The following is a 25050-nucleotide window of genomic DNA, read 5'->3' on the forward strand; positions in this document are numbered from 1 at the left end:
CAGCCAAGTGGCTGCCGTCTGTGCGATCATGTGCGAAGCGAGTCCCGACGCCCCGACTGGCCATTGCCCGTCGGGGCGTTATCGTTTCCGCACCGCCCACTGATTCAGCCGCACCGTCGCCCAGGGAGAATGCCACCATGATGCTCGACAACCCCGCCTCCAAGTATCGCCCCTTCGTCGCCGTGGACCTGCCGGATCGCCAGTGGCCCAGCCGTCGCATCGAGCAGCCGCCGATCTGGGCCAGCGTCGACCTGCGCGACGGCAACCAGTCGCTGATCGACCCCATGGACCAGGAGCGCAAGCAGCGCTTCTTCGACCTGCTGGTGAGGATCGGCTTCAAGGAGATCGAGGTGGGCTTCCCTTCGGCCTCCCAGACCGACTTCGACTTCGTGCGCTCGCTGATCGAGGGCAACCGGATTCCCGACGACGTCACCATCCAGGTGCTGACCCAGGCCCGCGACCACCTGATCGACCGTACCTTCGAGTCCCTGAAGGGCGCCAAGAACGCCATCGTCCACGTCTACAACGCCACCGACCCGGTCTTCCGCCGCGTGGTGTTCAACGTGACGAAGGAGGAGTGCATCGGCATCGCCGTGGACGCCACCACCCTCATCCGGCAGCGCATGGCGGAGGCCCCGGAGACGAACTGGACCTTCCAGTACTCGCCGGAGCTCTTCACCACCAGCGAGATGGACTTCGCCAAGGAGGTGGTCGAGGCGGTGATGGAGGCCTACGGTGCCACCGCCGAGAAGCCGATGATCGTCAACCTGCCGGCTACCGTGGAGGCGGCATCGCCCAACAACTACGCCGACCAGGTGGAGTGGTTCTGTCGCCACGTGAAGAACCGGGATGCCCTGATCGTCAGCGTGCCCCCCCACAACGACCGCGGCACCGGCGTGGCCGCCGCCGAGCTGACCCTGATGGCGGGCGCCGACCGCGTCGAGGGCACCCTGTTCGGCAACGGCGAGCGCACCGGCAACGTCGATATCGTCACCCTGGCCATGAACATGTACACCCAGGGCGTGCACCCGGGCCTCGACTTCTCCAACATCACGCCGATCATGCGCGAGGTGGAGTACTGCAACCAGCTGCCGGTGCATCCGCGCCACCCCTACGTGGGCGACCTGGTCTTCACCGCCTTCTCCGGCTCCCACCAGGACGCCATCAAGAAGGGCATGGCGGAGCGCCGCGCCAATCCCGACGCCGTCTGGGAGGTGCCCTACCTGCCCATCGACCCGCTGGACGTGGGCCGCAGCTACGAGGCGGTGATTCGCGTCAACAGCCAGTCCGGCAAGGGCGGAGTCTCCTACCTGCTCGAGCAGGAGCACGGCATCGAGCTGCCGCGTCGCCTCTCCATCGAGTTCAGCCAGGTGGTGCAGGAGGTGGCCGACCGCACGGGCAAGGAGATCACCTCACAGATGATCTACCAGGCTTTCGCCGACGAGTACCTGGCCCAGACCACGCCCTTCGGCCTGGTCAGCCATCGCCTCTCCTCCGAGGCGGATAGCCCCCGGGTGAGCCTGGAGGCGACCATCGAGGAGCACGGCGAGCGGCGCAGCATCAGGGGCGAGGGCAACGGCCCGCTGGCCGCCTACATCAAGGCGCTGGCCGCTGCCGGCCACGATGTGGAGATCATCGACTACCACGAGCACTCCCGCGGCCAGGGCGCCGACGCCGAGGCGATCGCCTACGTGGAGGTGCGCATCGATGGCAAGGCGGTGTTCGGCGTCGGCACCGACGAGAGCATCACCAGCGCCTCCATGAAGGCGGTGATGAGCGCCATCAACCGCCATGTCTCCACCCAGGCCCCGGCGGCCAACGTGACCGCCGAGTCGCTGGAGGTGGCCAAGTAGCAGCGTCGCGGCTGATCCGGCGACAGGCCCCGGGACGCCGGACCGCCGAGGGGGCGCTGTGAACCCGTCCCTGGGCGCTACCGATGCCATCCCTGGCATAGGACCCCCGCTTCGGCCTGTCCCCGGCGCCGCTAGTCTTGGTGCTTGCTCCTTGTAGCTATAGCGGCGTCTTGCTTCCTTCGCCGGGGATCTCCCTGACCAATCTCGGCACCAGGAACCCCGGCAGTACCTCCCTCAGGCCCGCGACCAGTTCGCGGGCCTGGTCGTCCGGCACGTCGAAGTGGGCCGCGCCGGCTACCGGGTCGAGCACGTGGAGGTAGTAGGGCAGCACGCCGGCCTCGAAGAGCCGCTCGGAGAGCGCGGCCAGGGCGTCCACCGAGTCGTTGACCCCGCGCAGCAGCACACTCTGGTTGAGCAGGGTGGCCCCTGCCGTCTTGAGCCGGGCGCAGGCGTCGATCACGGCGTCGTCGATCTCCTGGGCGTGGTTGATATGCAGCACGATCACCTTCTGCAGGCGGGTCTTGCCGAGCCAGTCGAGCAGGCCGCCATCGATGCGGTCCGGGATCACCACCGGCAGGCGGGTGTGGATCCGCAGCCGCCGGAGGTGGGGAATGGCGTCCAGGCGCTCGACCAGCCAGGCGAGCTGGCGGTCGCTGGCCGCCAGGGGGTCGCCGCCGGAGAGGATCGCCTCGATGATCGTGGGGTCGTGTCTCAGATGGTCGAGGCTGGACTCCCACTGAGCCCGGGAGGGCGCGTTGTCGCCGTAGGGAAAGTGGCGGCGAAAGCAGTAGCGGCAGTTGACCGCGCAGGCGGGGCTGGCGATCAGGAGCACCCGGCCGGCGTACTTGTGGATCAGCCCGCGGGCCGGGGTGTGGGCCGCCTCTTCGAGGGGGTCGGCCACGAAGCCGGGTGCCGGCAGGGTCTCCTCGCCCAGCGGCAGCACCTGGCGCAGCAGGGGGTCGTGCGGGTCGCCCGGGCGCATGCGCGACAGGAAGGCCTCGGGCACGCGCACCTCGAAGAGGGCATGGCCTGCCTCGGCGCCGGGCCGCCAGGCCGCGTCGAGCCCCAGGCGCCGGCAGAGCTCGGCGGGGTCGCGAATGGCGCCCGCCAGCTGCGCCTGCCAGGCGGGCGGCGGTGCCAGCGGCTCGGCCTCGTCGTGACGCTGCAAAAGGGCGGGGCTTCGGGTTATCATGCGGCACACCAGTCAATGCGGGCGAGGCGGGCTCCTGGAAGCGTCGCCTCGTCGAAAGTCGTTTCCCAGCGCGCCGCCGGGTTCCGGGGGCGCGCTCGAACATGGGTGAGAGAAGATGGCGAACTATTCTACCAACGAATTCAAGGGCGGTCTGAAGGTGATGCTGGACGGCGATCCCTGCGCGATCGTCGAGAACGAGTTCGTGAAGCCGGGCAAGGGGCAGGCGTTCAACCGCGTCAAGCTGCGCAACCTGATCACCGGCCGCGTCTGGGAGCGCACCTTCAAGTCCGGCGAGTCCCTCGAGGGCGCCGACGTCATGGACCTCGACATGGAGTACCTCTACACCGACGGTGAGATGTGGCACTTCATGAAGACCGACGGCTCCTTCGAGCAGTACGCGGTGGAGAAGAAGGCCCTGGGCGACACCATCAAGTGGCTCAAGGAGCAGGTGGTCTACACCGTGACCCTGTGGAACGACAACGCCATCAGCGTGACCCCGCCGAACTTCATCGAGCTCGAGGTGGTCGAGACCGATCCGGGCCTCAAGGGTGACACCGCCCAGGGCGGCTCCAAGCCGGCGACCCTCTCCTCCGGCGCCGTGGTCCGTGTGCCGCTCTTCATCAACCAGGGCGAGATCCTCAAGGTGGATACGCGCAGCGGCGACTACGTCTCCCGCGCCTGAGGAAAGACGCCTCAGCCAGCGGCGTCGGGGACAGGTCGACGAGAGCATCCCAGACAAGGCCACGCTTCGGCGTGGCCTTGACGATTCCGGAGGACAGGAAATGACCGATGACTGGCGCCCCACGGCGACGATCGCGACCCTGCGCGAGCGGGCGCGGCTGCTGGCCGAGGTGCGGGCCTTCTTCGCCGAGCGCGACGTGCTGGAGGTGGAGACGCCGGTGCTGGGCCACGGCGGCAGCACCGACCTGCACCTGGCCTCGCTCTCGGCTCGGGCGACCACGCCGGCGGGACGCGAGCGGCTCTGGCTGCAGACCTCGCCGGAGTTCGCCATGAAGCGGCTGCTGGCGGCGGGGGCCGGGCCCATCTTCCAGCTGGCGCGCTGCTTCCGCGACGGCGAGGTGGGGCGGCGCCACAACCTCGAGTTCACCATGCTGGAGTGGTACCGCCCCGGCCTTACCCTCGACGCGCTGATCGAGGAGACGGCCACGCTGGTGAGCCGGGTGCTGGGTCGGGAGCCGGGGAGTGAGGCGGGGCCGCCGCGTCGTCGCCGCTACCGGACACTGTTTCGCGAGGCGCTCGCCATCGATCCCTTCACCGCGCCCCTGGCCGAGCTGCGCCGGCTGGCCGCCGACAAGGGCGAACTGGCCATGGACGACGCCCCCCGCGATGACTGCCTCGACCTGCTGATGAGTCTCGTGATCGAGCCGGGGCTGGGCCGCGAGGGCATCGAGGTGGTGGTGGACTACCCGGCCAGCCAGGCGGCGCTGGCCCGACGCCACCGCGACCCGGAGGACGGGGAGTGGGTGGCCTCGCGCTTCGAGCTCTACCTCGAGGGGCTGGAGCTCGCCAACGGCTACGACGAGCTGACCGATGCCGCCGAGCAGGCGGCGCGCTTCGATGAGGACAACGCCGCACGGCGGGCGGCGGGGCTGCCGGAGGTGGACATCGACCGGCGCCTGGTGGCGGCGCTGGCCCATGGCATGCCCGAGGGGAGCGGGGTGGCGCTGGGCATCGACCGGCTGATTCAGCTGGCGCTGGGCAAGTCGAGCGTGGCGGAGGTAATGGCCTTCGCCACGCCGCGCTGCTAGCAAGATTCCCAGGCGGCGTGGATCTGCACCGCTCGGGGCTGATCCGTCGACAGCCCTACGAGGGGGCGCTGTGAATACCTCCCTGTACGCTACCGACGCCCTGCTTCGCTCTCGCATCCTGCTCCGCTTGCAGGTCCGGTGCTGGCCATCCATGGCCAGCCCGTTCGGAGCAGTGCTCCTCACCCCTGGCGTAGGACCCCCTCTTCGGCCTGTCCCCGGCGCCCCTCGCTATGAGGAGGGGAACGCCCCCAGAGATTGACCCATCTGCACCTTGGCGCCGGGCGCGAGGCCGTCGGCGAAGGGCGAAGGCCACCGGCTCACTGAGCGCCATCACTACCGTGGAGCCGAGCTTGAAGCGGCCCATCTCCGCGCCGCGTTCCAGGTGCACCGGGGTATCGAAGCGGATGCGCTGCACGCCGCCGCGGGGCAGCGGGGTGATCTGCCCGGCCCATACCGTCTCGATGGCGGCGACGATCATCGCCCCCACCAGCACCATCACCATGGGGCCCTGCTCGGTGTCGAAGTGGCACACCAGCCGCTCGTTGCGGGCGAAGAGGTTGGGCACGTGCTCGGTGGTGGCGGCATTGACCGAGAAGAGCCGCCCCGGCACGTAGACCATCTCGGTCAGGGTGCCGGCCAGGGGCATGTGCACCCGGTGGTAGTCGCTGGGAGAGAGGTAGACGGTGGCGAAGCTGCCGCCCAGGTAGCGGCGCGCGGCCTCGCCGTCGCCGCCCAGCAGGTCCATGGCCGAGAAGCGGTGGCCCTTGGCCTGGAGCAGCTGGCCGGCCGTGAGCGGGCCGAACTGGGAGAGCCTGCCGTCGGCGGGGCTCAGTACCCCCTCGCCGAGGGGGCGGGCGTCGGCCTTCAGCTCCCGGGTGAAGAAGTCGTTGAAGGTGGCGTAGGCCGTCGGGTCGGGGTTGGCCGCCTCGCTCATGTCGACCTTGAACTGGCGGATGAAGCGCCGCACCAGGGCGTTCTTCAGCCAGGGGGTGCGGCAGTCGGCGAGGCGCCCCACCAGCCGCGAGAGCAGGTGGTGGGGCAGCGGGTACTGGATCAGGGCAAAGAGCCGGGAGAGTGACAAGGGCATTCCTGTGGCAAGCGTTGAGGGTTATTTCTCGATCGGGGTGTCGTCGCGGTTGCCCCACTCCTTCCAGGAGCCGGCGTAGCCGCGGATCTTCTCGAAGCCCAGCGCACGGCCCACCAGCCAGGTGAAGCCGCTGCGGTGGTGGCTCTGGCAGTGGGTGGCGACCTCCATGTCCGGGGTCAGGCCAAGCGCCTCCAGCTCGGTGACGAGCTCGGCGTAGTCGCGGATGCGCAGACCGCGCTCCGGGTCCATGGCGCGGGTCCACTCCATGTTCACCGCGCCGGGGATATGGCCCAGCTGCCGGTTATCGCCCTTCTCGCCGCGGTACTCCTCGGGCGAACGGGCGTCCCAGATGGCGAAGCCCTTCTCGCCGAGGCGCTCGACGAGTTCGACGCGGTCGATGGCGACCTCGGGGTGGAGGATCTCCGCCTCGTAGGCGCTGGGGGTGGGGGCATTGGGCGCGGTCTCCACCGGGAGGCCATCCTGGCGCCAGGCATGGATGCCGCCGTTGAGGTAGGAGTAGCGGGTGTGGCCGATCAGCTCCAGGGTCCACAGCAGCCTGCCGGCCCAGCCGCCGCCCTCGTCGTCGTAGGCCACCACGTGGGTGTCGCGGGTCAGGCCCAGTTCGCTGAACAGTGCGGAGAGCTGCGCAACGGTGGGTTCCAGGCAGGGGACCTCGCCCGAGCCGCGCATCAGGCGCGCCTTGTCGAGGAAGATGGCGCCGGGCACGTGGCCCTCGGCGTAGCTCTCGGCCTTGAGCGGCACGTCGATGATCAGCAGCGACGGCTCGTCCAGGTGCTCGGCGAGCCGCTCGGGCTCGATGATCAGCGGCAGCAGGTTGGCTTCGGAACTCATGGCGGCTCTCCTATTTCCTTGTTCTACAAACCCGGGGTCTAGAAACCCGATTCGAGCGTGTCGAGGATGCGTCGGTAGCTGGCGAAGCGCTCGGGATGAATGTCGCCCCGCTCAAGCGCTGCGAGCAGCGCGCACCCAGGCTCCTGGCGGTGGCGGCAGTCGCGGAAGCGGCAGTGCCCCAGCAGGTCGCGGAACTCGATGAAGCCCTCGGCGACCTGCTGCTCGTCGAGGTGGCCGAGGCCGAACTCGCGGATCCCGGGCGAGTCGATCAGCTCTGCCTCCACGGCGCTCGGCAGCGTGTAGAGGCGCGCCGTGGTGGTGGTATGGGTGCCCTTGCGACTGTCCTTGGACAGCGCCCCGATGCGCAGTTCCTCGTCGGGCAACAGGCGGTCGATCAGCGACGACTTGCCCACGCCGCTCTGGCCCACGAACACCGAGGTGCGCCCGGACAGCCGGGCGTGCAGGGCGTCGAGGCCCTCCTCGCGCTCGGTGGTACTGGCCACCACCGGGTAGCCCAGCGCCTCGTAGCGATGCAGCAGCGCCATCAGCTCGCCGCCGCCCTCGGGCAGCAGGTCGATCTTGTTGAGCACCAGCACCGGGGCGATGCCGGTGGCCTCGGCGGCCACCAGGTAGCGGTCGATCAGGTTGGGGTGGGGCTCGGGCTCCACGGCGAACACGATCAGGATCTGGTCGATATTGGCGGCCACCGGCTTGAGCTGGCCGCGGGCGTCGGGGCGTTCCAGCACGCTTTCCCGCTCGCCGCGGGCCACCACCACGCCTTCCACGATGGCGCCCTCGGCGTCCTGGCGGCCGCGCCAGATCACCCGGTCGCCGGTGACCAGGCCCTCCAGGTTGGCGCGCAGGTGGCAGCGTACCGGCTCGCTGGCCCCCTCCGGGCGCACGTCCAGGGTGCGCCCGAAGTGGGCTACGACCCGGCCGGGCTGCTCGGGACCGTACTCGCCGGCGGCCAGCTTCTCGCTGTCCTTCTCGTCGAGCCGGGCGGCGCGGGCGGCCCGTTCGGCCTGGATCTTCTCGATGCGCCAGCGCTGCTGGCGGTTCAACTTGCGTTTGCTCATGGGGGCCCGATGCTCGTTACAATGTCGATCATTGTACTCACCCTGGGCGCCCGCTGTCGCGAGCCGCGCGGCGCCATGCAAGGACCTCACCCAAGGAATAGCGATGAGCCAGCGCAACGAACCCAAGGATCCGCGCCAGAACCGTCTGGTATGGATCGACCTGGAGATGACCGGGCTCGACCCGGAGAAGGAGCGGATCATCGAGGTGGCGACCCTGGTCACCGATGCCGAGCTCAACGTCGTGGCCGAGGGGCCGGTGATCGCCGTCAGGCAGCCCGACGGCCTGCTCGAGGCCATGGACGAGTGGTGCACCCGGACCCACGGTGAGTCGGGGCTGACCGCGCGGGTCAAAGCGAGCACCGTCGACACCGCCGAAGCCGAGCGCCGTACTCTCGAGTTCCTGCGCGAGCACGTGGCGCCCGGTACCTCGCCCATGTGCGGCAACAGCGTGCATCAGGACCGTCGCTTCATGGAGCGGGAGATGCCCGAGCTGCTGGCCTTCTTCCACTACCGCAACCTGGACGTCTCGACCCTCAAGGAACTGGCCAGGCGCTGGAACCCCGGCGCCATGGCGGGCTTCCAGAAGCGCAACGTTCACCTGGCCATGGATGACATCAAGGAGTCCATCGCCGAGCTTGCCCACTACCGCGCGACCTTCCTGCGCCTGCCGGGCCAGCGGAGCGATGAGGAGGAGTAGGGTCAGCCGCTGGCGATCAGCGCCCGGCGCTTCTCGCGCTGGCGGGCCAGCGCCCAGCGCACGTGCTCGCGCACCAGGTCGGAGGGGTAGGGCAGGCGCGCCCTGAGGGCGGTCTCCACCGCCTCGCTCCAGGGGGCGTTGCCGAGCCCCACGGCGAGGTTGCGCAGCCAGCGCGCGTAGCCGATGCGGCGGATCGGGCTGCCGGCGGTCTTCTCCAGGAACTCCTCCTCGCCCCAGGCGAAGAGCGCGAGCAGGCTGGCGCGGTCCAGGTCGTGGCGCGGCGCGAAGTCGGGCTCCCGGGTCGCCCGCGCAAAGCGGGTGAAGGGGCAGACCAGCTGGCAGTCGTCGCAACCGAACACCCGGTTGCCCATGGCCTCCCGGAAATGTTCTGGGATGGCGCCGTGGAGCTCGATGGTGAGGTAGGAGATGCAGGCCCGGGCGTCCACCACCCGGTCCGCGACAATGGCACCGGTGGGGCAGGCGGTGCGGCAGGCGCTGCAGCTGCCACAGTGCTCGTCCTCGAAGGGCGGGTCCACCGGCAGCGGTAGGTCGGTGTAGAGCTCCCCCAGGAAGAAGAGCGAGCCGGCCTTCGGGTTGAGCAGCATGGCGTTCTTGCCGAACCAGCCGAGCCCCGCCTTGCGCGCCAACGCTCGCTCCATCACCGGGGCGGAGTCCACGAAGGCACGGTAGCCGATGGGGCCCACCTCGGCCTCGATCCGCTGGGCCAGGGTCGCCAGGCGCTTGCGCATCAGCTTGTGGTAGTCGCGGCCGGTGGCGTAGCGCGACACATAGGCGCGCTCGGGCTGGCCCAGCACCTTGGCTGTTTCCACCTCGGCGGGCAGGTAGTCCAGCCGCACGCTGATCACCCGGACCGTCCCCGGCTCCAGCTCCGCGGGACGGGTGCGCTTGGTGCCGTGCTTGGCCATGAAGCCCATCTCGCCGTGGAAGCCGGCATCCAGCCAGCGCGCCAGGCGCTCCTCGTCCTCGGCCAGGTCCACGTCGGTGATGCCGAGCTGCTGGAAACCGAGCTCGCGGCCCCAGGCCTTGATGCGCTCGGCCAGGGCGGTGAGGTCGGCGGGGGGGGGGGAGTGGCTCATGATCGCGAAAATACCGGGCAAGTGAGGCCTGGCGATTGGCGCCGGGGCCGGGAAACGACACACTGATGGTAAAGCAACCCCCCGCCAGGAGACACCGGATGTCTGACGAGACCCTGCTCCCCCTCTACCGCGCCGAGCAGGTGCGCGAGCTCGACCGGCGCACCATCGCCGGCGGCATCGCCGGCTTCGCCCTGATGCAGCGGGCCAGCGTCGCCGCCTGGCAGCTGCTGCGCCAGCGCTGGCCCGGGGTGCGCCGGCTCACGGTGCTGTGCGGTGCCGGCAACAACGGCGGCGATGGCCATGTGCTCGCGGCCCTGGCCGCCGCTGAGGGCCTGGCCGTGCAGCGTATCCTGCTCAAGGGCATCGACGAGCTCGCAGGCGATGCCCGGCTCGCCGCCGACATGGCCACGGCGGCCGGCGTGGGCGCCGAGCCGTGGCGCGCCGGCATGGCGCTGGAGGGGGAGCTGGTGGTGGATGCGCTGCTCGGCACCGGACTCACCGGGGAGGTGCGCGGCGCCTTCCGGGAAGCCATCGCCGCCATCAATGCCTCGGGCCGGCCGGTGTACGCCGTCGATATCCCTTCCGGGCTGCATGCCGACACCGGCGCGGTGCTGGGGGAGGCGGTGCGTGCCACCGCGACGGTCACCTTCATCGGCGACAAGCTGGGGCTCCACACCGGGGCGGCGGCGGATCACGTCGGCGAACACCATTTTTGCGCGCTGGGCGTGGATGCCGGGGCCGAGGAGGACCTGGTGCCGGCGGCATGGCGGCTGGAGGAAGCGCTGATCCGGGCCTGGCTGCCGCCGCGGCGGCGGACCGCCCACAAGGGCGACTGCGGCCATGTGCTGATCCTGGGCGGCGCGCCGGGCTTCGGCGGGGCGGCGCTGCTCGCCGCCGAGGCGAGCGCCCGGCTGGGGGCCGGCAAGGTGAGCCTGGCCACCGCGCCCGAGCACGTCACGGCAAGCCTGGTTCGCAGCCCCGAGGTGATGGCCCACGGGGTGCGCGGGGCCGGCGATCTCGGCGAGCTGCCTCGCCAGGCCGACGCGCTGGTGGTGGGCCCGGGCCTGGGGCAGGGCAGCTGGGGCCAGGGCGTGCTGCAGGCGGCGCTGGCGTCCGGCCGGCCGCTGGTGGTGGATGCCGATGGCCTCAACCTGCTGGCGGCGCGCTTTTCAGGGCACACCCGCGACGATTGGATCCTCACCCCTCACCCCGGCGAGGCGGCCCGCCTGCTCGGCGGCACGGCTGCCGAGGTGGAGGCGGACCGCCCCGCCGCGGCCCTGGCGCTGCGCGAGCGCTTCGGCGGCGTGGTGGTGCTCAAGGGAGCCGGTACCCTGGTGGCGGGGCCCGCGGGGCTTGCCGTCTGCCCCTTCGGCAACCCCGGCATGGCCAGCGGCGGGATGGGCGATGCGCTCTCCGGCATGCTCGGTGCGCTGCTGGCCCAGGGGGTGCCGCTGGAGGCCGCGGCCCGCCTGGGCGTGCTGGTGCTGGTGCATGCCCGGGCCGCGGATCTCGCCGCGGCGAAGGCCGGGGAGCGTGGTCTGCTGGCCGGTGATCTGGCATCCTATGCGCGAATTCTGGTCAACCCGACGATGGGCGGTGACGATGCTGCTGCGACTCGATGATGAAGCGCGCCAGGTGAGCCTGGGCGAGTGCCTGGGGCGGGCCCTGGAGGGGCGTGGCCTGGTCTATCTCGAGGGGGAGCTGGGCGCCGGCAAGACCACCCTGGCCCGCGGCGTGCTGCGGGCCTATGGCCACCGTGGCGCCGTGAAGAGCCCCACCTATACCCTGGTGGAGCCCTATGAGCTGGACGGGGTGCGGGTCCACCATTTCGACCTCTATCGGCTGGGTGACCCCGAGGAGCTGGAGTTCATCGGGGGGCGCGACCTCTTGGGCGAGGATGTCCTGTGCCTCGTGGAGTGGCCCGGGCGCGGCGAGGGCTGGCTGCCCGAGCCCGATCTGCGCATCGCCCTGTCGCTGGCCGAGGTGGGCCGGGAGGCTCGGCTCGAGGCCTTCACCGCGCGGGGCGAGCAGCTGCTGGCCAGGCTGGCGGCCATGCCGGAGCTGGCCGCCAGCCTCCGCAAGGAACCCGATGACGCCAGGGGAGGCGACACCGCACCATGAGCAAGTGGCTACTTCGCGGCCTGCTGGCCGCCACCCTGCTGTGGCTTCCCCTGGCAGGCCTCAAGGCCGCCGAGGTGGAGAACGTGCGCCTGTGGGCGGCGCCGGACCATGCCCGCCTGGTGTTCGACCTCGCCTCGCCGACCCAGGCCAATATCTTCGCGCTCGACAACCCGCGGCGCCTGGTGATCGACCTCGACGACAGCCGCATGGCCGCCGACCTGGCCGGCATCGACCTCGCCGGCAGCGCCATCAGCCGCATTCGCAGCGGTACGCGCGACGGCAACGGCCTGCGCGTGGTGCTGGAGCTCGAGCGCGACGTGGAGCCCCGCCACTTCACCCTGGCGCCCAATGACCAGTATGGCCACCGCCTGGTGGTGGATCTCGAGTACCCCGGCGAGAGCGCCGTGCAGGACCCCATCGACCCCATCGAGGCGATGATCCGCGAGCAGGAGATCGCCGCCAACCGCGCCCGCGCTGAATCGAGCGGTGCCCCGGCCCAGGTGAGCCCGGAGCCGGCGGTGGCCCTGCAGCAGGCCCAGCCCCATCCCCGGCGCGATATCATCATCGCCATCGACCCCGGCCACGGCGGCGAGGATCCCGGGGCCATCGGCCCCGGCGGCACCCGTGAGAAGGACGTGGTGATGCAGATCTCGCGGCGCCTGCAGCGGCTGGTGGACGAGGCGGAGGGGTTCCGGGCGGTGATGATCCGCGACGGTGACTACTACATCGGCCTGCGCCAGCGCACCCAGATCGCCCGGGACCAGAAGGCCGACTTCTTCGTCTCCATCCACGCCGACGCCTTCACCAGCCCCCGTCCCCAGGGCAGCTCGGTCTATGCACTCTCCCAGCGTGGCGCCACCTCGGAGACCGCCCAGTGGCTGGGGCTGGCGGCCAGCGAGAACCGCGCCGACCTGATCGGCGGCGTCGACGGCAACCTCTCCCTCAAGGACAAGGACGAGGTGCTGCGCGGCGTGCTGCTCGACCTGACCATGACCGCCACCCTCAACGACTCGCTCTCCATCGGCGGCCAGGTGCTCGACCAGCTGGGCCGGGTCAACCGCCTGCATCGCAACCGGGTGGAGCAGGCCGGCTTCATGGTGCTGAAGTCGCCGGATATCCCGTCGCTACTGATCGAGACCGGCTTCATCTCCAACCCGGACGAGGAGCGCCGGCTGCGCGATCCGAACCATCAGCAGGGCCTGGCCCGGGCGATCTTCGCGGGCCTGCAGGATCACTTCCGGCGCAACCCGCCGCCGGCCAGCCTGCTGGCCTGGCAGCGCGACAACAACCGCACCACCGGCGGCAACGAGTACCGCATCCAACCCGGCGATACGCTCTCGCAGATCGCCGCCCGGCACAACGTCTCCACGGATCGGCTCAAGCAGGCCAACGAGCTCAATGGCGACGTGATCCGTGTGGGACAGGTACTGCGCATCCCGCGCTCCTGAATCGAAGGGCAGGCAGTGATATGAGCGAACCGCGCCCCATCCGGGTCCTCGACCCGAGGCTGGCCAACCAGATCGCCGCCGGCGAGGTGGTGGAACGCCCCGCCTCGGTGGTCAAGGAGCTGGTCGAGAACGCCATCGATGCCGGCAGCCGCCGCATCGAGGTCGAGCTCGAGGCCGGCGGCACGCGCCTGATTCGCGTGCGCGACGACGGCAGCGGCATCGGCGAGGCCGACCTGCCGTTGGCGCTGTCGCGCCACGCCACCAGCAAGATCGTCTCCCTGGAGGAGCTCGAGGGCGTGGCGAGCCTCGGCTTTCGCGGCGAGGCGCTGGCCTCGATCAGCTCGGTATCGCGCCTGGAGCTGGTCTCCAACGCCGATGAGGACCCCACCGCCGGCTGGCGGGTGGTGGCCGAGGGGCGCAACATGGAGCCGCGGGTCAGCCCGGCCCCCCACGCCCGCGGCACCTCGGTGACCGTGCGCGACCTCTTTTTCAATACCCCGGCGCGGCGCAAGTTCCTGCGCACCGAGAAGACCGAGTTCGGCCACGTCGAGGAGGCCTTCCGCCGCCAGGCGCTCTCCCGCTACGACATCGGCTGGACGCTGCGCCACAACCAGAAGACCCTCCACCAGCTGCGTCCCGGCGAGGACCAGGCCTCCCGCGAGCGGCGCATCGCCTCGCTGCTCGGCCGTGCCTTCCTGGAGAACGCCTTGCACCTGGACCTCGCGGCCTCGGGGCTGCGCCTGTGGGGCTGGGTGGGCCTGCCTACCCACTCCCGGGCCCAGGCCGACCAGCAGTACTTCTTCGTTAACGGCCGGGTGGTGCGCGACCGCCTGGTGGCCCATGCCGTGCGCCAGGCCTACCGCGACGTGCTGTTCAGCGGGCGCCATCCGGTCTTCGTGCTCTACCTGGAGGTGGAGCCGTCGGTGGTGGATGTCAACGTTCACCCCACCAAGCACGAGGTGCGCTTCCGCGACGGCCGCCTGGTCCACGACTTCCTCTTCTCCAGCCTGCATCGCGCCCTGGGGGAGGCGCGGGCCGGCCAGCCGGGGGCCGGCCAGCCGGGGGCCGGCCATGACCTGGAGGAGGCCCGGGAACCTGTCGCTGCGGATGAGACGCCGCGCACCGCTGAGGCAGGGCAGGTGCGCGAGAGCGCCGGGCGCTGGCAGCAGCAGCCTATGGCGCTGCCGGGCCGGGAGGAGGGCGAGCGGGTGACGCCCGATCGCGTCCGCGCCTTCATGGAGGGCTATCGGGCGCTGCATCCCGGTCACGAGGAGATGCTGCTGACGCCGCAGCCCGCCGCTCCGGGCGCCGGGGTCGGGGGTGCGGCCGCCGAGGTGGCCCTGGCCGAGCGCCGGACCCTGCAGGAGGCCCACCGCCCGGTGCTGCCGGAGGCCGACGACACCCGGGCGCCCCCGCTGGGCTACGCCATCGCCCAGCTGCATGGCGTCTATATCCTCGCCCAGAGCGAGCGCGGCCTGATCCTGGTGGACATGCACGCCGCCCACGAGCGCATCGTCTACGAGCGCATGAAGACCCAGGTGCACGGTGGGCGTCTCGATGCCCAGCCGCTGCTGGTGCCGGTGTCGCTGGCCGCCAGCCCGGCCGAGGTGGCCACCGCCGAGGCGGAGCGCGAGGCCTTTGCCCGCTTCGGTGTCGAGCTCGACGTGGCCGGCCCCGAGACCCTGCTGGTGCGCCAGCTGCCGGCGCTGCTGATCGACGCCGACGTGGAGCCCCTGATCCGCGAGATGCTGGGGGACCTCGAGCGCTACGGCCGCTCGGACCGTATCGAGGCCCACGTCAACGAGCTGCTGGCCACCATGGCCTGCCACGGCAGCGTGCGTGCCAATCGCCAGCTGAGCCTGGCCGAGATGAATGCCCTGCTGCGCGACATGGAGCGCACCGAGCGCAGCGGCCGGTGCAACCACGGTCGCCCCACCTGGACCGAGATGAGCATGAAGGACCTGGACCGCCTCTTCATGAGGGGGCAGTAGTTGCCCTTGTCATTGCCTCCGGGCTTTCCAGGAGCGCTGGGGGCAGGTCGCAGCGAGGGTCTTTTTCCAGGGAAGGAAAAAGTAGCGTACAGGGAGGTATTTACAGCGCCCTCGCGGAGGCCTGTCGCCAGGCAAGCTCCTTAATCTGTAAGTCATGCAATTGATTGAAAAGAGCGGCTGATACGCAATGCCAGATACCCGTCCTCCCGCCATCCTGCTGGTGGGGCCCACCGCCGCCGGCAAGACCGACCTCGCCATCGCGCTCCACGAGCGGCTCGGCTGCGAGCTGATCAGCGTCGACTCCGCCATGGTCTACCGCGGTATGGATATCGGCAGCGCCAAGCCCTCCGCGGAGGAGCTCGCCCGGGCGCCCCATCGGCTGATCGACATCCTCGACCCCGCCGAACCCTACTCGGCGGCGGATTTCCGCGAGGATGCCCTGCGCGAGATGGCCGAGATCACGGCGTCAGGCCGGGTGCCGCTGCTGGTCGGCGGCACCATGATGTACCTGAAGCAGCTGCTGCACGGGGTGGCCAACCTGCCCTCCTCGGATCCGGCGGTGCGCGCCGAGCTTGAGGCCGAGGCTGCGGCACATGGCCTTGCCGCCCTGCACCAGGCGCTCGCCCGGGTCGATCCGGCCTCGGCGGCCCGCATCCACCCCAACGATCCCCAGCGGCTGATGCGGGCGCTGGAGGTGTATCGGCTCAGCGGCCGGCCGCTGAGCGAGCTGTGGGCCGAGCAGCGGCCTGAAACCTTTCCCTGGCGCACGCTGTCGATAGGGCTCGCCCCGGCGGATCGCGCCGTGCTGCACGAGCGCATCGCCCGACGCTTCGACGCCATGCTGGCCGGCGGTTTCATCGAGGAGGTGGCGGCACTCAAGGCGCGCGGCGATCTGCACCCGGAGCTGCCATCGATGAAGAGCGTCGGCTATCGCCAGGTCTGGGCCTATCTCGACGGCGAGTATGATCGCGAGACCCTGCGCCATCGCGGTATCGTCGCGACCCGCCAGCTGGCCAAGCGCCAGCTGACCTGGATGCGCAGCTGGGAGGGGCTTGCCTGGGTCGACAGCCTGGGGCCTGACCCCCTGGGCGAAGTGCTGAAACTCGTGCGCGATTTCGGCACTTAGCGTATGATACGCCTTTCACGAGCCGGGTAGCCGGGCCCCTCGCGGCGTCGGCGATGCCAGTGAGGCAACAGCAGTACGCCACGAAATAACATCAACCCCAGAGACAATTTCAGGGAGAGCAACATGTCCAAAGGGCAGTCCCTTCAAGATCCGTACCTGAACATCCTGCGCAAGGAGCGCATCCCGGTATCGATTTTCCTGGTCAACGGCATCAAGCTGCAGGGCCAGATCGAATCTTTCGACCAGTTCGTCATCCTGCTGCGCAACACCGTGAGCCAGATGGTCTACAAGCACGCCATCTCCACCGTGGTGCCGTCACGCAACGTGCGTCTGCCGGCCCAGGACCCTGCCGCGCCGCAGGACAGTCAGTGAGGTAGTGATTGTTTTTTGAACGCCCCGACGCCGGTGAAACGGCCGTCCTCGTCCATGTGGACTTCCAGGACGAACAGAAGCGCGAGGATGCAGGCGAGTTCCTCGAGCTCGTCCGCTCCGCCGGCGCCGTGCCGGCCACCCTGCTGACCGGCAGCCGTCAGCGGCCGGATCCGCGTACCTTCGTGGGCTCCGGCAAGCTGGAGGAGCTCCGCGAGGCCAAGACGGTGCACGGTGCCGAGCTGGTGATCTTCAACCACGCCCTGAGCCCCTCCCAGGAGCGCAATCTCGAGCGTGAGCTCAAGTGCCGGGTGCTCGACCGCACCGGCCTGATCCTCGATATATTCGCCCAGCGGGCGCGTACCCACGAGGGCAAGCTGCAGGTGGAGCTCGCCCAGTTGGAATACATGTCGACCCGCCTGGTACGCGGCTGGACCCACCTGGAGCGCCAGAAGGGCGGTATCGGACTGCGCGGTCCCGGCGAGACCCAGCTGGAGACCGACCGCCGCCTGCTGCGCGCCCGCATCAAGTCGATCCACAAGCGCCTCGACAAGGTGCGCGGCCAGCGCGAGCAGAACCGTCGCTCCCGGGCCCGGGCCGAGATTCCCAGCGTCTCCCTGGTGGGCTACACCAACGCGGGCAAGTCAACGCTCTTCAACGCCCTGACCTCCTCCGAGGTCTATGCGGCCGACCAGCTCTTCGCTACCCTCGACCCGACGCTGCGGCGCCTGGAGGTCGAGGACGTGGGCCCGGTGGTGCTGGCCGATACCGTCGGCTTCATCCGCCACCTGCCCCACAAGCTGGTGGAGGCGTTTCGCGCCACCCTGCAGGAGGCCGCCGAGGCGACCCTGCTGGTGCATGTGATCGATGCCGCCGACCCGGACCGCGAGCTCAACGTGCAGCAGGTCGAGCTGGTGCTCGACGAGATCGGCGCCCTCGAGGTGCCGATGCTCAAGGTGATGAACAAGATCGACCTGCTCGACAGCGCGCCGCGCATCGAGCGCGACGGCGAGGGGCGCCCCGAGGTGGTGTGGCTCTCGGCGCAGGAGGGCAGGGGGCTGGACCTGCTGGCCCAGGCCCTGGCCGAGCGGCTGGCGGACGACGTCCTCGACTTCTCCCTCAGCCTGGGGCCGGCCCAGGGCCGCCTGCGTGCGGCCCTTCACGAACTGGGGGCAGTGCGTGAAGAGGCCTTCGACGAGCAGGGCGACACCCGGCTGCAGGTGCGCCTGCCGCGGCGCGACTTCCTGCAGCTGATGTCGCGACTCGGCGAGCGCGCCGATGATTATCTCCCCGAGGCCCTGCACGACCGCGAGGCCTGGGAAGAGCAGGGGGCAGACTAGCAGCGGGCGGCTGATAACAACGACGACATGGACGACGGGCGCCACCGTCCCGGATGGAGGGGCGCCGACAGGATCGCAACCGAGGCCCCGGCCGGCTTGCCGGCCGGGGCAGTAACGCATAGTGGAGAAGACCTATGGCCTGGAATGAGCCTGGTGGCGGTGGCAACCAGCACGACCCCTGGAGTGGTGGTGGCCGACGCGGCGGCAACGGAGGCGGTGGCAATGGTGGCGGCGGTGGCAACCGCGGCGGCAACCAGGGCCCACCCGACCTCGATGAGGCCCTGAAGAAGTTTCAGGACAAGCTCAACGGCATGCTCGGCGGCCGCGGCGGCAAGGGCGGCAAGGGCGGCAAGGGGGGAGGCGGCAAGCCGCGCAACACCTTCGCGCTGCCTGGCCTGCTGGTCGTGGTGGCGCTGGCGATCTGGGCGGCCTCCGGTTTCTACCTGGTGGACCAGTCCGAGCGGGGCGTGGTGCTGCGCTTCGGCAAGTTCCAGGAAGTGGTCAGCCCCGGCCTGCACTGGAACCCGCCGCTGATCGACGACGTGCGCATGGTCAACGTGACCCGCGTGCGCTCGCTGACCCAGACCCAGTCGATGCTGACCCGCGACGAGAACATCGTCGAGGTCGAGATCTCGGCCCAGTACCAGGTCGCCAACCCGCGCGACTTCGTGCTCAACGTGCGCAACCCGCAGCTCTCCATCGAGAACGCGCTGGATTCCGCCCTGCGCCACGTGGTCGGCGGCACCGACATGATCGAGATCCTGACCTCCGGTCGTGAGATCCTCGGCAGCTCCGTGTCCAGCCGTCTGCAGTCCTACCTGGACAGCTACGGCACCGGCATCCGCCTGCAGACCATCAACATCGAGTCCACCTCGGCCCCGGCCCCGGTCATCGACGCCTTCGACGACGTCATCCGGGCCCGTGAGGACCGCCAGCGGACCATCAACCAGGGCATGGCCTACGCCAACGCCATCATCCCCGAGGCCCAGGGTCAGGCGCAGCGCCTGGTCGAGCAGGGTCAGGGTTACCGCGAGTCGGTGGTAGCCGAGGCCCGCGGTCAGGCCAACCGCTTCACCGCGCTGCTTGCCCAGTACCAGCAGTCGCCCGCCGTGATGCGCGAGCGCCTCTACCTGGATGCCATCGCCGATGTCTTCAGCAGCACGCCCAAGGTCCTGGTGGACGTGGCTTCCGACAGCCCGCTGATGTACCTGCCCCTCGACCAGATGGGCAATGGCGGCGGCAGCGGCGGCACCTCGGCCTCCGGCGAGCGCCTGGGCGAGCAGGGCGAGCTCGACCCGAGGGTCCTGGAGCGTCTGCGCTCCGGCCAGACCACCTCGAGCAGCAGCAACAGTGGAATCCGCAGGGAGGGCCGCTAAATGATCAATAATCGTTCCCTGCTCATCGTCGGCGGCCTGGCCGCCGTGGCCTGGCTGGCCAGCAACAGCCTCTACGTGGTCGACGAGACCGAACGTGCCGTCAAGCTGCGCTTCGGTGAGGTCATCGAGGAGAACATCCAGCCGGGCCTGCACTTCAAGGTGCCGATCACCCAGACGGTGCGCAAGTTCGACACCCGGGTGCTGACCCTGGACACCGACACCAGCCGCTACCTGACCCTGGAGCAGAAGGCGGTGATCGTCGACTCCTACGTCAAGTGGCAGGTGGTCAATCCGACCCGCTACTACGAGGCCACCGCCGGCGACGAGATGATGGCCGTGCGCCTGATCCAGCCGCGGGTCGACGAGAGCCTGCGTAACGAGTTCGGTCGCCTGGACCTCCAGCAGATCATCGCCGAGCGCCGCGACGATCTGATGATCGGCCCGACCCAGGACCTCGATGCCCTGCTGCGCGAGGAGCTGGGTGTCGCTATCGTCGACGTGCGCGTCAAGCGCATCGACCTGCCCGACGATGTCTCCGCCGCGGTCTTTGACCGCATGCGCTCCGAGCGTGAGCGGGAGGCCCGCGAGTGGCGCGCCCAGGGTCAGGAAGAGTCCGAGCGCATCCGCGCCAACGCCGACCGTCGTCGCCAGGTGCTGCTGGCCCAGGCCACCGAGCGGGCCGAGACCCTGCGCGGTGAGGGTGATGCCGAGGCCGCGGCGATCTTCGCGGAGTCCTACTCCCAGGACCAGGAGTTCTTCACCTTCTGGCGCAGCCTGAACGCCTACCGCGAGAGCTTCCAGGGTGACGGCAACATGCTGGTGCTGGATCCCTCCAGCGACTTCTTCCGCTACCTGAAGAGCGCCATGCCCTCCGGCGCGGAGTGACAGCGAGACGCGCCGGGGTTCATCCCCGGCGCAAACGTGGTAGACTCCTGCAACCGGGCGTGGCCCGGTTTTTTTGTGGCCGCCTGTCGCAAGACCGCGCAGGCCCTGTTGCACGTGAGACGCTCGCCGAGGCCTCGGCTCGAGCGCCTGTCATACGGCTTCACGGCCATTTTCACTGCCTAGCAGGATGATTCACATGACCATCGCTGACCGCTGGCTGCTGCCCGACGGCATGGACGAGGTGCTGCCGCCTCAGGCAAGCCGGATGGAGGAGCTGCGCCGCGCGCTGCTCGACCTCTACCACCGCTGGGGCTACGACCAGGTGATGCCGCCCACCGCGGAGTTTCTCGACTCCCTGCTCACCGGCACCGGCTCCGACCTGGCCCTGCAGACCTTCAAGCTCACCGACCAGCTCACCGGACGCATGATGGGCATCAGTGCCGACGTCACCCCCCAGGTGGCGCGCATGGACGCCCACTCCCTGAAGCGCCAGGGGCCGGTGCGCCTCTGCTACTGCACCAACGTGCTGCGGGCCACCGCCGACCAGCACCAGGGCGGCCGCAGCCCGGTGCAGGTGGGGGTGGAGCTGTTCGGCCACGCCGGCATCGAGGCGGACCTGGAGATCCTCCACCTGGCGCTGGCCAGCCTTACCGCCGCCGGCGCCGGCGAGATTCACCTGGCGCTGGGCCATATCGGCATCTACCGCAGCCTGGTGCAGGCGGCGGGCCTGGCGGGCGACGCCGAGCGAGCCCTGTTCGAGGCCCTGGAGCTGAAGAGCCCCGGCGAGATCGCCGAGCGGGTCGCCGAGAGCGTCGAGGATCCGGCCCTGGCCGAGATGTTCCTGGCGCTGGGCCGCCTGCACGGCGGTGCCGAGGTGCTCGAGGAGGCCCGCGAGGCCTTCGCCGAGGCGCCCGCCGCCGTGGGCGCGGCGCTGGAGCAGCTGCGCGCCCTGCATCAGGGCGTGCTGGCCAGCCACCCGGAGGTGGCGCCCTACTTCGACCTGGGCGAGCTGCGCGGCTACGCCTACCATACCGGCATGATGTTCGCCGCCTATGTGCCCGGCTACGGCCAGGCGCTGGCCAAGGGCGGCCGCTATGACGACACCGGACGCGCCTTCGGGCGCGCCCGGCCGGCCACCGGCTTCTCCATGGACCTCAAGCTGCTGGCGGGGCTCAGCCCCTCGGAGCCGCCGTGCGACGGCATCTGGGCGCCGGCCGAGGGCGAGGGCCTGCACGAGACCGTGGTGGCCCTGCGCGGGCAGGGCGAGCGGGTGGTCCAGGCCCTGCCGGGGCAGCGCACCGGACCGGCCGAGCATCGCTGCGACCGTGAGCTGGTGTTGATCGATGGCCACTGGCAGGCCGTGGCACTGTAGACTGGGTTAAACCTTGGGCGCGACGGCCTGCCGCCGCGCGGCAACGAGAGACGAGAGAGCAATGGGCAAGAACGTAGTCGTACTGGGCACCCAGTGGGGTGACGAGGGCAAGGGCAAGGTCGTCGACCTGCTCACCGAATCCGCCGCCGCCGTGGTGCGCTTCCAGGGCGGTCACAACGCCGGCCACACCCTGGTGATCGACGGCGAGAAGACCGTCCTGCACCTGATTCCCTCCGGCATCCTGCGCAAGGACAAGACCTGCGTGATCGGCAACGGCGTGGTGCTCTCGCCTGACGCGCTGATCAAGGAGATCCGCGAGCTGGAGGCCAAGGGCGTGCCGGTGCGTGAGCGCCTGCGCCTGTCGCCGGCCTGTCCGCTGATCCTGCCCTACCACGTGCGCCTCGACCAGGCCCGTGAGAAGGCCCGCGGCGTGGCCAAGATCGGCACCACCGGGCGCGGCATCGGCCCGGCCTACGAGGACAAGGTGGCCCGCCGCGGCCTGCGCCTGGGCGACATGCTGCACCGGGAGCGCTTCGCCTCCAAGCTCGGCGAGGTGCTCGACTACCACAACTTCGTGCTGGTCAATTACCACGGCGAGCAGCCGGTGGACTTCCAGCAGGTGCTGGACAGCGCCATGGAGATGGCCGAGGAGCTGCGCCCCATGGTCTGCGACACCGTGGGCCTGGTCCACGACTACCGCAAGGCGGGCGAAAACATCCTCTTCGAGGGCGCCCAGGGCTCGCTGCTGGACATCGACCACGGCACCTACCCCTTCGTGACCAGCTCCAACACCACCGCCGGCGGTACCGCCACCGGTTCCGGCGTCGGCCCGCTCTACCTGGACTACGTGCTGGGCATCACCAAGGCCTACACCACCCGGGTCGGCTCCGGCCCGTTCCCCACCGAGCTGTTCGATGACCACGGCCGTCACCTGGCCGAGCGTGGCCACGAGTTCGGCGCCACCACCGGCCGCCCGCGCCGCTGCGGCTGGTTCGACGCCGTGGCCCTGCGCCATGCGGTGCAGATCAACTCGGTCTCGGGCATCTGCCTGACCAAGCTCGACGTGCTCGACGGCCTCGAGAACATCCGCGTCTGCGTGGGCTATCGCAGCAAGGATGGCGATGTGCTCGACACCCCGGTGGACTCCGAGGGCTATGAGGCCATCGAGCCGCTCTACGAGGACCTGCCGGGCTGGAGCGAGTCGACCCTGGGCGCCCAGCGCGTCGAGGACCTGCCGGCCAACGCCCGCGCCTACATCCGCTACCTGGAGGAGAAGGTGGGCGTCAGCATCGACATCATCTCCACCGGCCCGGATCGCAACGAGACCATCGTGCTGCGCAACCCCTTCGAGGGCTGAGCGCCGCCGCGGCTTACCGCCGAACTTCCCCGGCCGGTCACGCCAGGCCCCGCTGCAGCGGGGCCTTCTGCTGAATGGCCGCAGGGTTGACGGCATCACAATGGCCGAGACGCCACCATGACTTCGTCACCCTCACTTTCTCAGGTGCTGCTGCCGGCACTGGAGGCCAGCCGTGCCGGAGACGCCCGCGGCTTTCAGGCACTCCCGCGCGCCGCCGCGCCGTCTCTGCTGGCAGTGGCGCAGCGTTTCCTGAGCGAGGCGCGCCACGTCGATGACGTGACTCACGACACCCTGATGCTGGCCTGGCAGAACGCCCACTGCCAGGCAAAGAGCGAGCTTTCCCCCGAGGGCTGGCTGTTCGCCGTGCTGGCAAGCCGGCTGCACAGCCTGCTGACGGCAAAGGGGGCGCTGGCTTCCTCCGGGGGCGTGTTCGACCCGATACCCGCGCAGCGACAGGGCGCGGCCCTGTGGCAGCTGGCGCAGACGCTCGCGCCGGTCCCGCCCGGAGAGGCGCTGTCGAGGCGTCTCGAGCAGCGGCTTCAGGATCTGCGACGTGCGCCCGGGCTGCCGCTGACGCCCACCGGCGAAACGGTGCACCCACCGCTATACGACCGGCGCCTTCGGCGTCGTATGCTGAGGTCGCGGGTTGCCTATCAGGCCAAGATGGCGTTTCAACACGCCCTCGGCCGTCCATTCGAGGACTTCCTGTTTCGCCGCTGGCAGCGGAATCGTGAGGCTTGCCGCACGCTGGAACAGCAGGGGCTGCCGCGGCGGAGCCTGGAGTCCGCGCTGGGTGAGCGTCTGGATCTCGAGATCGACCCGCGCCGCCTGGTGCGAGGGTTCAGCTATCCCGACGGCTTCCCCGACCGCCTGGAGAGACGCAAGGCGTCCAACCTGTTTCTGTGGGAGGGCGACTGGGACCGGCCGCGGCACTATCTGGCCGACAGCGGCCACGTGCGGTTCATCCAGGACATCTGGCGACACCGCCTGGCCCCCGAGGAGAGCGATACCTTTCAGCAGCTGGAGGCGAGCCGCCTGAGCGGCAACCCGATGCGCTCCCATCATCGCGGCATGCTGCTCGACAGCCGAGAGCGGATTCTGGAGTATCTGCGACTCTACCTGCTCTACATGGAAGATATGGCCTGTTTCGGCTTCGATGCGGGGGCGGGGAAGGATCGCCTGGGAGTGGCCGTGGACCGTCGGGGCCAGCTGATCAAGATCAACAAGGGGCTCCATCGGCTGGCCATGGCCCAGGTGCTGGGCCTGCCGCGGATAACGGTGCGCGTGCGCAGCGTGCATCGCGCCTGGTGGGACGAGCAGACCCGCGACTGCGGCGGCGAGGAGGCGCTGGAGCGGCTGGTATCGGCCCTGCGCCGCTGTACCCCGGCGCCGGAGTGAGGCGCCGGCTCGCTGGGCAAGCCGGCGCCCTGAGCGGGCTCAGTAGTCGATGCCGCGGCGGGCCTGAATCCCCGCGTTGAAGGCGTGGCGTACCTCCTGCATCTCGGTCACGGTGTCGGCCATGGCGGTGAGCTCGCGGTGGGCGTTGCGCCCGGTTATGATCACCGTCTGCTCCGGTGGGCGGTTCTCGATGGCGCGCTTCACCGTCTCGATATCCAGGTAGCCGAACTTGAGCATGTAGGTGAGCTCATCGAGCACCACCAGATAGACCCCGGGGTCGGCCAGCATGCGCTCGGCCTCCACCCACACCTTCCGGCAGGCGGCGGTGTCGGCCTCGCGGTTCTGGGTGTCCCAGGTGAAGCCGGTGGCCATGATGGCCACCTCCAGGTTGGGGTCCTCGGCCAGCCGCTCGCGCTCGCCGCACTCCCACATGCCCTTGATGAACTGCACCACCCCCACCCGGTAGCCGTAGCCGAGGGCCCGGGTCACGGTGCCCCAGGCGGCGGTGGTCTTGCCCTTGCCGTTGCCGGTGAAGACCAGCAGCAGGCCGCGCTGCTCGGTGGCGGCGGCGACCTTGCCGTCGACATGGGCCTTGAGTTTCTGCATCGCCTGGTGGTGGCGGGTGTCGCGATCGTTCATCGGGG

21 protein-coding genes and 1 pseudogene are annotated in these 25050 nt (G+C 69.9%); 16 read left to right on the plus strand and 6 right to left on the minus strand.

The genetic code is table 11. The features are described from left to right. Positions 1-137 precede the first annotated feature (137 nt). Entirely contained in the window at positions 138-1853 is a 1716-nt protein-coding gene (leuA, locus tag B6N23_RS14710) for a 2-isopropylmalate synthase (protein WP_305500241.1), read from the plus strand. 157 nt (positions 1854-2010) lie between these two features. Here leuA and epmB read toward each other — a convergent pair whose 3' ends face one another. Further along, on the minus strand, positions 2011-3045 hold the full coding sequence (gene epmB, locus B6N23_RS14715; RefSeq protein ID WP_305500245.1) for an EF-P beta-lysylation protein EpmB: 1035 nt from the start codon (positions 3043-3045) through the stop codon (positions 2011-2013). A gap of 115 nt (positions 3046-3160) precedes the next feature. On the opposite strand from epmB, the gene efp reads away from it, so the two are divergent. Next, positions 3161-3727 (plus strand): elongation factor P, encoded by a 567-nt coding sequence (gene efp, locus B6N23_RS14720; protein WP_169958894.1) that lies wholly within the window; start codon positions 3161-3163, stop codon positions 3725-3727. A 100-nt stretch (positions 3728-3827) separates the two neighbouring features. Next, complete coding sequence (gene epmA / locus B6N23_RS14725) at positions 3828-4814, plus strand: EF-P lysine aminoacylase EpmA (RefSeq protein ID WP_305500249.1); 987 nt, start codon at positions 3828-3830, stop codon at positions 4812-4814. Between the two features lie 228 nt (positions 4815-5042). Here the strand turns inward: epmA and asd are convergent. From asd to rsgA, 3 genes and pseudogenes are all read right to left on the minus strand, one after another. Continuing rightward, positions 5043-5895: pseudogene (asd, locus tag B6N23_RS14730) on the minus strand (archaetidylserine decarboxylase). A gap of 27 nt (positions 5896-5922) precedes the next feature. Next, the gene (locus tag B6N23_RS14735; protein WP_305500251.1) at positions 5923-6753 is read right to left on the minus strand and encodes a sulfurtransferase; all 831 of its coding nucleotides are present in this window, start codon (positions 6751-6753) and stop codon (positions 5923-5925) included. A 38-nt stretch (positions 6754-6791) separates the two neighbouring features. After that, entirely contained in the window at positions 6792-7829 is a 1038-nt protein-coding gene (gene rsgA / locus B6N23_RS14740; RefSeq protein ID WP_169958890.1) for a small ribosomal subunit biogenesis GTPase RsgA, read from the minus strand. Positions 7830-7932: 103 nt separating this feature from the next. Here rsgA and orn point away from each other — a divergent pair, with 103 nt between their 5' ends. Beyond that, positions 7933-8526 carry an oligoribonuclease gene (gene orn / locus B6N23_RS14745; RefSeq protein ID WP_305500255.1) on the plus strand — a complete coding sequence of 198 codons (594 nt, stop codon included), beginning with the start codon at positions 7933-7935 and terminating at the stop codon, positions 8524-8526. Positions 8527-8528: 2 nt separating this feature from the next. Here the strand turns inward: orn and queG are convergent, their stop codons facing one another. Next, positions 8529-9623, minus strand: a complete 1095-nt coding sequence (gene queG, locus B6N23_RS14750) for a tRNA epoxyqueuosine(34) reductase QueG (protein WP_305500257.1) — start codon at positions 9621-9623, stop codon at positions 8529-8531. A gap of 98 nt (positions 9624-9721) precedes the next feature. Between queG and B6N23_RS14755 the strand changes: the two genes are divergently transcribed. From B6N23_RS14755 to B6N23_RS14810, 12 genes are all read left to right on the plus strand, one after another. Continuing rightward, complete coding sequence (locus B6N23_RS14755) at positions 9722-11245, plus strand: NAD(P)H-hydrate dehydratase (RefSeq protein WP_305500260.1); 1524 nt, start codon at positions 9722-9724, stop codon at positions 11243-11245. After that, complete coding sequence (tsaE, locus tag B6N23_RS14760; protein WP_110069328.1) at positions 11226-11744, plus strand: tRNA (adenosine(37)-N6)-threonylcarbamoyltransferase complex ATPase subunit type 1 TsaE; 519 nt, start codon at positions 11226-11228, stop codon at positions 11742-11744. Before B6N23_RS14755 ends, tsaE begins: the two co-directional genes overlap by 20 nt. Beyond that, complete coding sequence (locus B6N23_RS14765; RefSeq protein WP_305500265.1) at positions 11741-13192, plus strand: N-acetylmuramoyl-L-alanine amidase; 1452 nt, start codon at positions 11741-11743, stop codon at positions 13190-13192. The genes tsaE and B6N23_RS14765 overlap by 4 nt, the downstream gene beginning before the upstream one ends. Before the next feature lie 20 nt (positions 13193-13212). Continuing rightward, a complete protein-coding gene (gene mutL / locus B6N23_RS14770; protein WP_305500267.1) occupies positions 13213-15183 on the plus strand; it encodes a DNA mismatch repair endonuclease MutL in 1971 nt (656 codons plus the stop codon). Between the two features lie 187 nt (positions 15184-15370). Next, positions 15371-16309 carry a tRNA (adenosine(37)-N6)-dimethylallyltransferase MiaA gene (gene miaA, locus B6N23_RS14775; RefSeq protein ID WP_305500269.1) on the plus strand — a complete coding sequence of 313 codons (939 nt, stop codon included), beginning with the start codon at positions 15371-15373 and terminating at the stop codon, positions 16307-16309. A 123-nt stretch (positions 16310-16432) separates the two neighbouring features. Beyond that, positions 16433-16681 (plus strand): RNA chaperone Hfq, encoded by a 249-nt coding sequence (gene hfq / locus B6N23_RS14780; protein WP_110069332.1) that lies wholly within the window; start codon positions 16433-16435, stop codon positions 16679-16681. 8 nt (positions 16682-16689) lie between these two features. Then, positions 16690-18018, plus strand: a complete 1329-nt coding sequence (gene hflX, locus B6N23_RS14785) for a ribosome rescue GTPase HflX (protein WP_169958884.1) — start codon at positions 16690-16692, stop codon at positions 18016-18018. A gap of 134 nt (positions 18019-18152) precedes the next feature. Then, positions 18153-19394 (plus strand): FtsH protease activity modulator HflK, encoded by a 1242-nt coding sequence (hflK, locus tag B6N23_RS14790; protein WP_305500274.1) that lies wholly within the window; start codon positions 18153-18155, stop codon positions 19392-19394. Next, entirely contained in the window at positions 19395-20279 is an 885-nt protein-coding gene (hflC, locus tag B6N23_RS14795) for a protease modulator HflC (protein WP_305500277.1), read from the plus strand. 196 nt (positions 20280-20475) lie between these two features. Further along, a complete protein-coding gene (locus tag B6N23_RS14800) occupies positions 20476-21651 on the plus strand; it encodes an ATP phosphoribosyltransferase regulatory subunit (protein WP_305500280.1) in 1176 nt (391 codons plus the stop codon). A gap of 61 nt (positions 21652-21712) precedes the next feature. After that, positions 21713-23008 carry an adenylosuccinate synthase gene (locus B6N23_RS14805; RefSeq protein ID WP_119021643.1) on the plus strand — a complete coding sequence of 432 codons (1296 nt, stop codon included), beginning with the start codon at positions 21713-21715 and terminating at the stop codon, positions 23006-23008. Positions 23009-23125: 117 nt separating this feature from the next. Further along, on the plus strand, positions 23126-24406 hold the full coding sequence (locus B6N23_RS14810) for an RNA polymerase sigma factor (RefSeq protein WP_305500281.1): 1281 nt from the start codon (positions 23126-23128) through the stop codon (positions 24404-24406). A gap of 39 nt (positions 24407-24445) precedes the next feature. On the opposite strand, the gene cobO is transcribed toward B6N23_RS14810, so the two are convergent. Further along, positions 24446-25045 carry a cob(I)yrinic acid a,c-diamide adenosyltransferase gene (cobO, locus tag B6N23_RS14815; RefSeq protein WP_305500282.1) on the minus strand — a complete coding sequence of 200 codons (600 nt, stop codon included), beginning with the start codon at positions 25043-25045 and terminating at the stop codon, positions 24446-24448. Positions 25046-25050 lie beyond the last annotated feature (5 nt).

This window comes from Halomonas alkalicola (assembly GCF_030704205.1).
Classification (GTDB): Bacteria; Pseudomonadota; Gammaproteobacteria; order Pseudomonadales; family Halomonadaceae; genus Halomonas; species Halomonas alkalicola.

Excerpts from the sequence above, each read along its gene's own strand:
- leuA (WP_305500241.1), top strand. The coding sequence starts at position 138 with ATGATGCTCGACAACCCCGCCTCCAAGTATCGCCCCTTCGTCGCCGTG.
- epmB (WP_305500245.1), bottom strand. The coding sequence starts at position 3,045 with ATGATAACCCGAAGCCCCGCCCTTTTGCAGCGTCACGACGAGGCCGAG.
- efp (WP_169958894.1), top strand. The coding sequence starts at position 3,161 with ATGGCGAACTATTCTACCAACGAATTCAAGGGCGGTCTGAAGGTGATG.
- epmA (WP_305500249.1), top strand. The coding sequence starts at position 3,828 with ATGACCGATGACTGGCGCCCCACGGCGACGATCGCGACCCTGCGCGAG.
- B6N23_RS14735 (WP_305500251.1), bottom strand. The coding sequence starts at position 6,753 with ATGAGTTCCGAAGCCAACCTGCTGCCGCTGATCATCGAGCCCGAGCGG.
- rsgA (WP_169958890.1), bottom strand. The coding sequence starts at position 7,829 with ATGAGCAAACGCAAGTTGAACCGCCAGCAGCGCTGGCGCATCGAGAAG.
- orn (WP_305500255.1), top strand. The coding sequence starts at position 7,933 with ATGAGCCAGCGCAACGAACCCAAGGATCCGCGCCAGAACCGTCTGGTA.
- queG (WP_305500257.1), bottom strand. The coding sequence starts at position 9,623 with ATGAGCCACTCCCCCCCCCCCGCCGACCTCACCGCCCTGGCCGAGCGC.
- B6N23_RS14755 (WP_305500260.1), top strand. The coding sequence starts at position 9,722 with ATGTCTGACGAGACCCTGCTCCCCCTCTACCGCGCCGAGCAGGTGCGC.
- tsaE (WP_110069328.1), top strand. The coding sequence starts at position 11,226 with ATGCTGCTGCGACTCGATGATGAAGCGCGCCAGGTGAGCCTGGGCGAG.
- B6N23_RS14765 (WP_305500265.1), top strand. The coding sequence starts at position 11,741 with ATGAGCAAGTGGCTACTTCGCGGCCTGCTGGCCGCCACCCTGCTGTGG.
- mutL (WP_305500267.1), top strand. The coding sequence starts at position 13,213 with ATGAGCGAACCGCGCCCCATCCGGGTCCTCGACCCGAGGCTGGCCAAC.
- miaA (WP_305500269.1), top strand. The coding sequence starts at position 15,371 with ATGCCAGATACCCGTCCTCCCGCCATCCTGCTGGTGGGGCCCACCGCC.
- hfq (WP_110069332.1), top strand. The coding sequence starts at position 16,433 with ATGTCCAAAGGGCAGTCCCTTCAAGATCCGTACCTGAACATCCTGCGC.
- hflK (WP_305500274.1), top strand. The coding sequence starts at position 18,153 with ATGGCCTGGAATGAGCCTGGTGGCGGTGGCAACCAGCACGACCCCTGG.
- hflC (WP_305500277.1), top strand. The coding sequence starts at position 19,395 with ATGATCAATAATCGTTCCCTGCTCATCGTCGGCGGCCTGGCCGCCGTG.
- B6N23_RS14800 (WP_305500280.1), top strand. The coding sequence starts at position 20,476 with ATGACCATCGCTGACCGCTGGCTGCTGCCCGACGGCATGGACGAGGTG.
- B6N23_RS14805 (WP_119021643.1), top strand. The coding sequence starts at position 21,713 with ATGGGCAAGAACGTAGTCGTACTGGGCACCCAGTGGGGTGACGAGGGC.
- B6N23_RS14810 (WP_305500281.1), top strand. The coding sequence starts at position 23,126 with ATGACTTCGTCACCCTCACTTTCTCAGGTGCTGCTGCCGGCACTGGAG.
- cobO (WP_305500282.1), bottom strand. The coding sequence starts at position 25,045 with ATGAACGATCGCGACACCCGCCACCACCAGGCGATGCAGAAACTCAAG.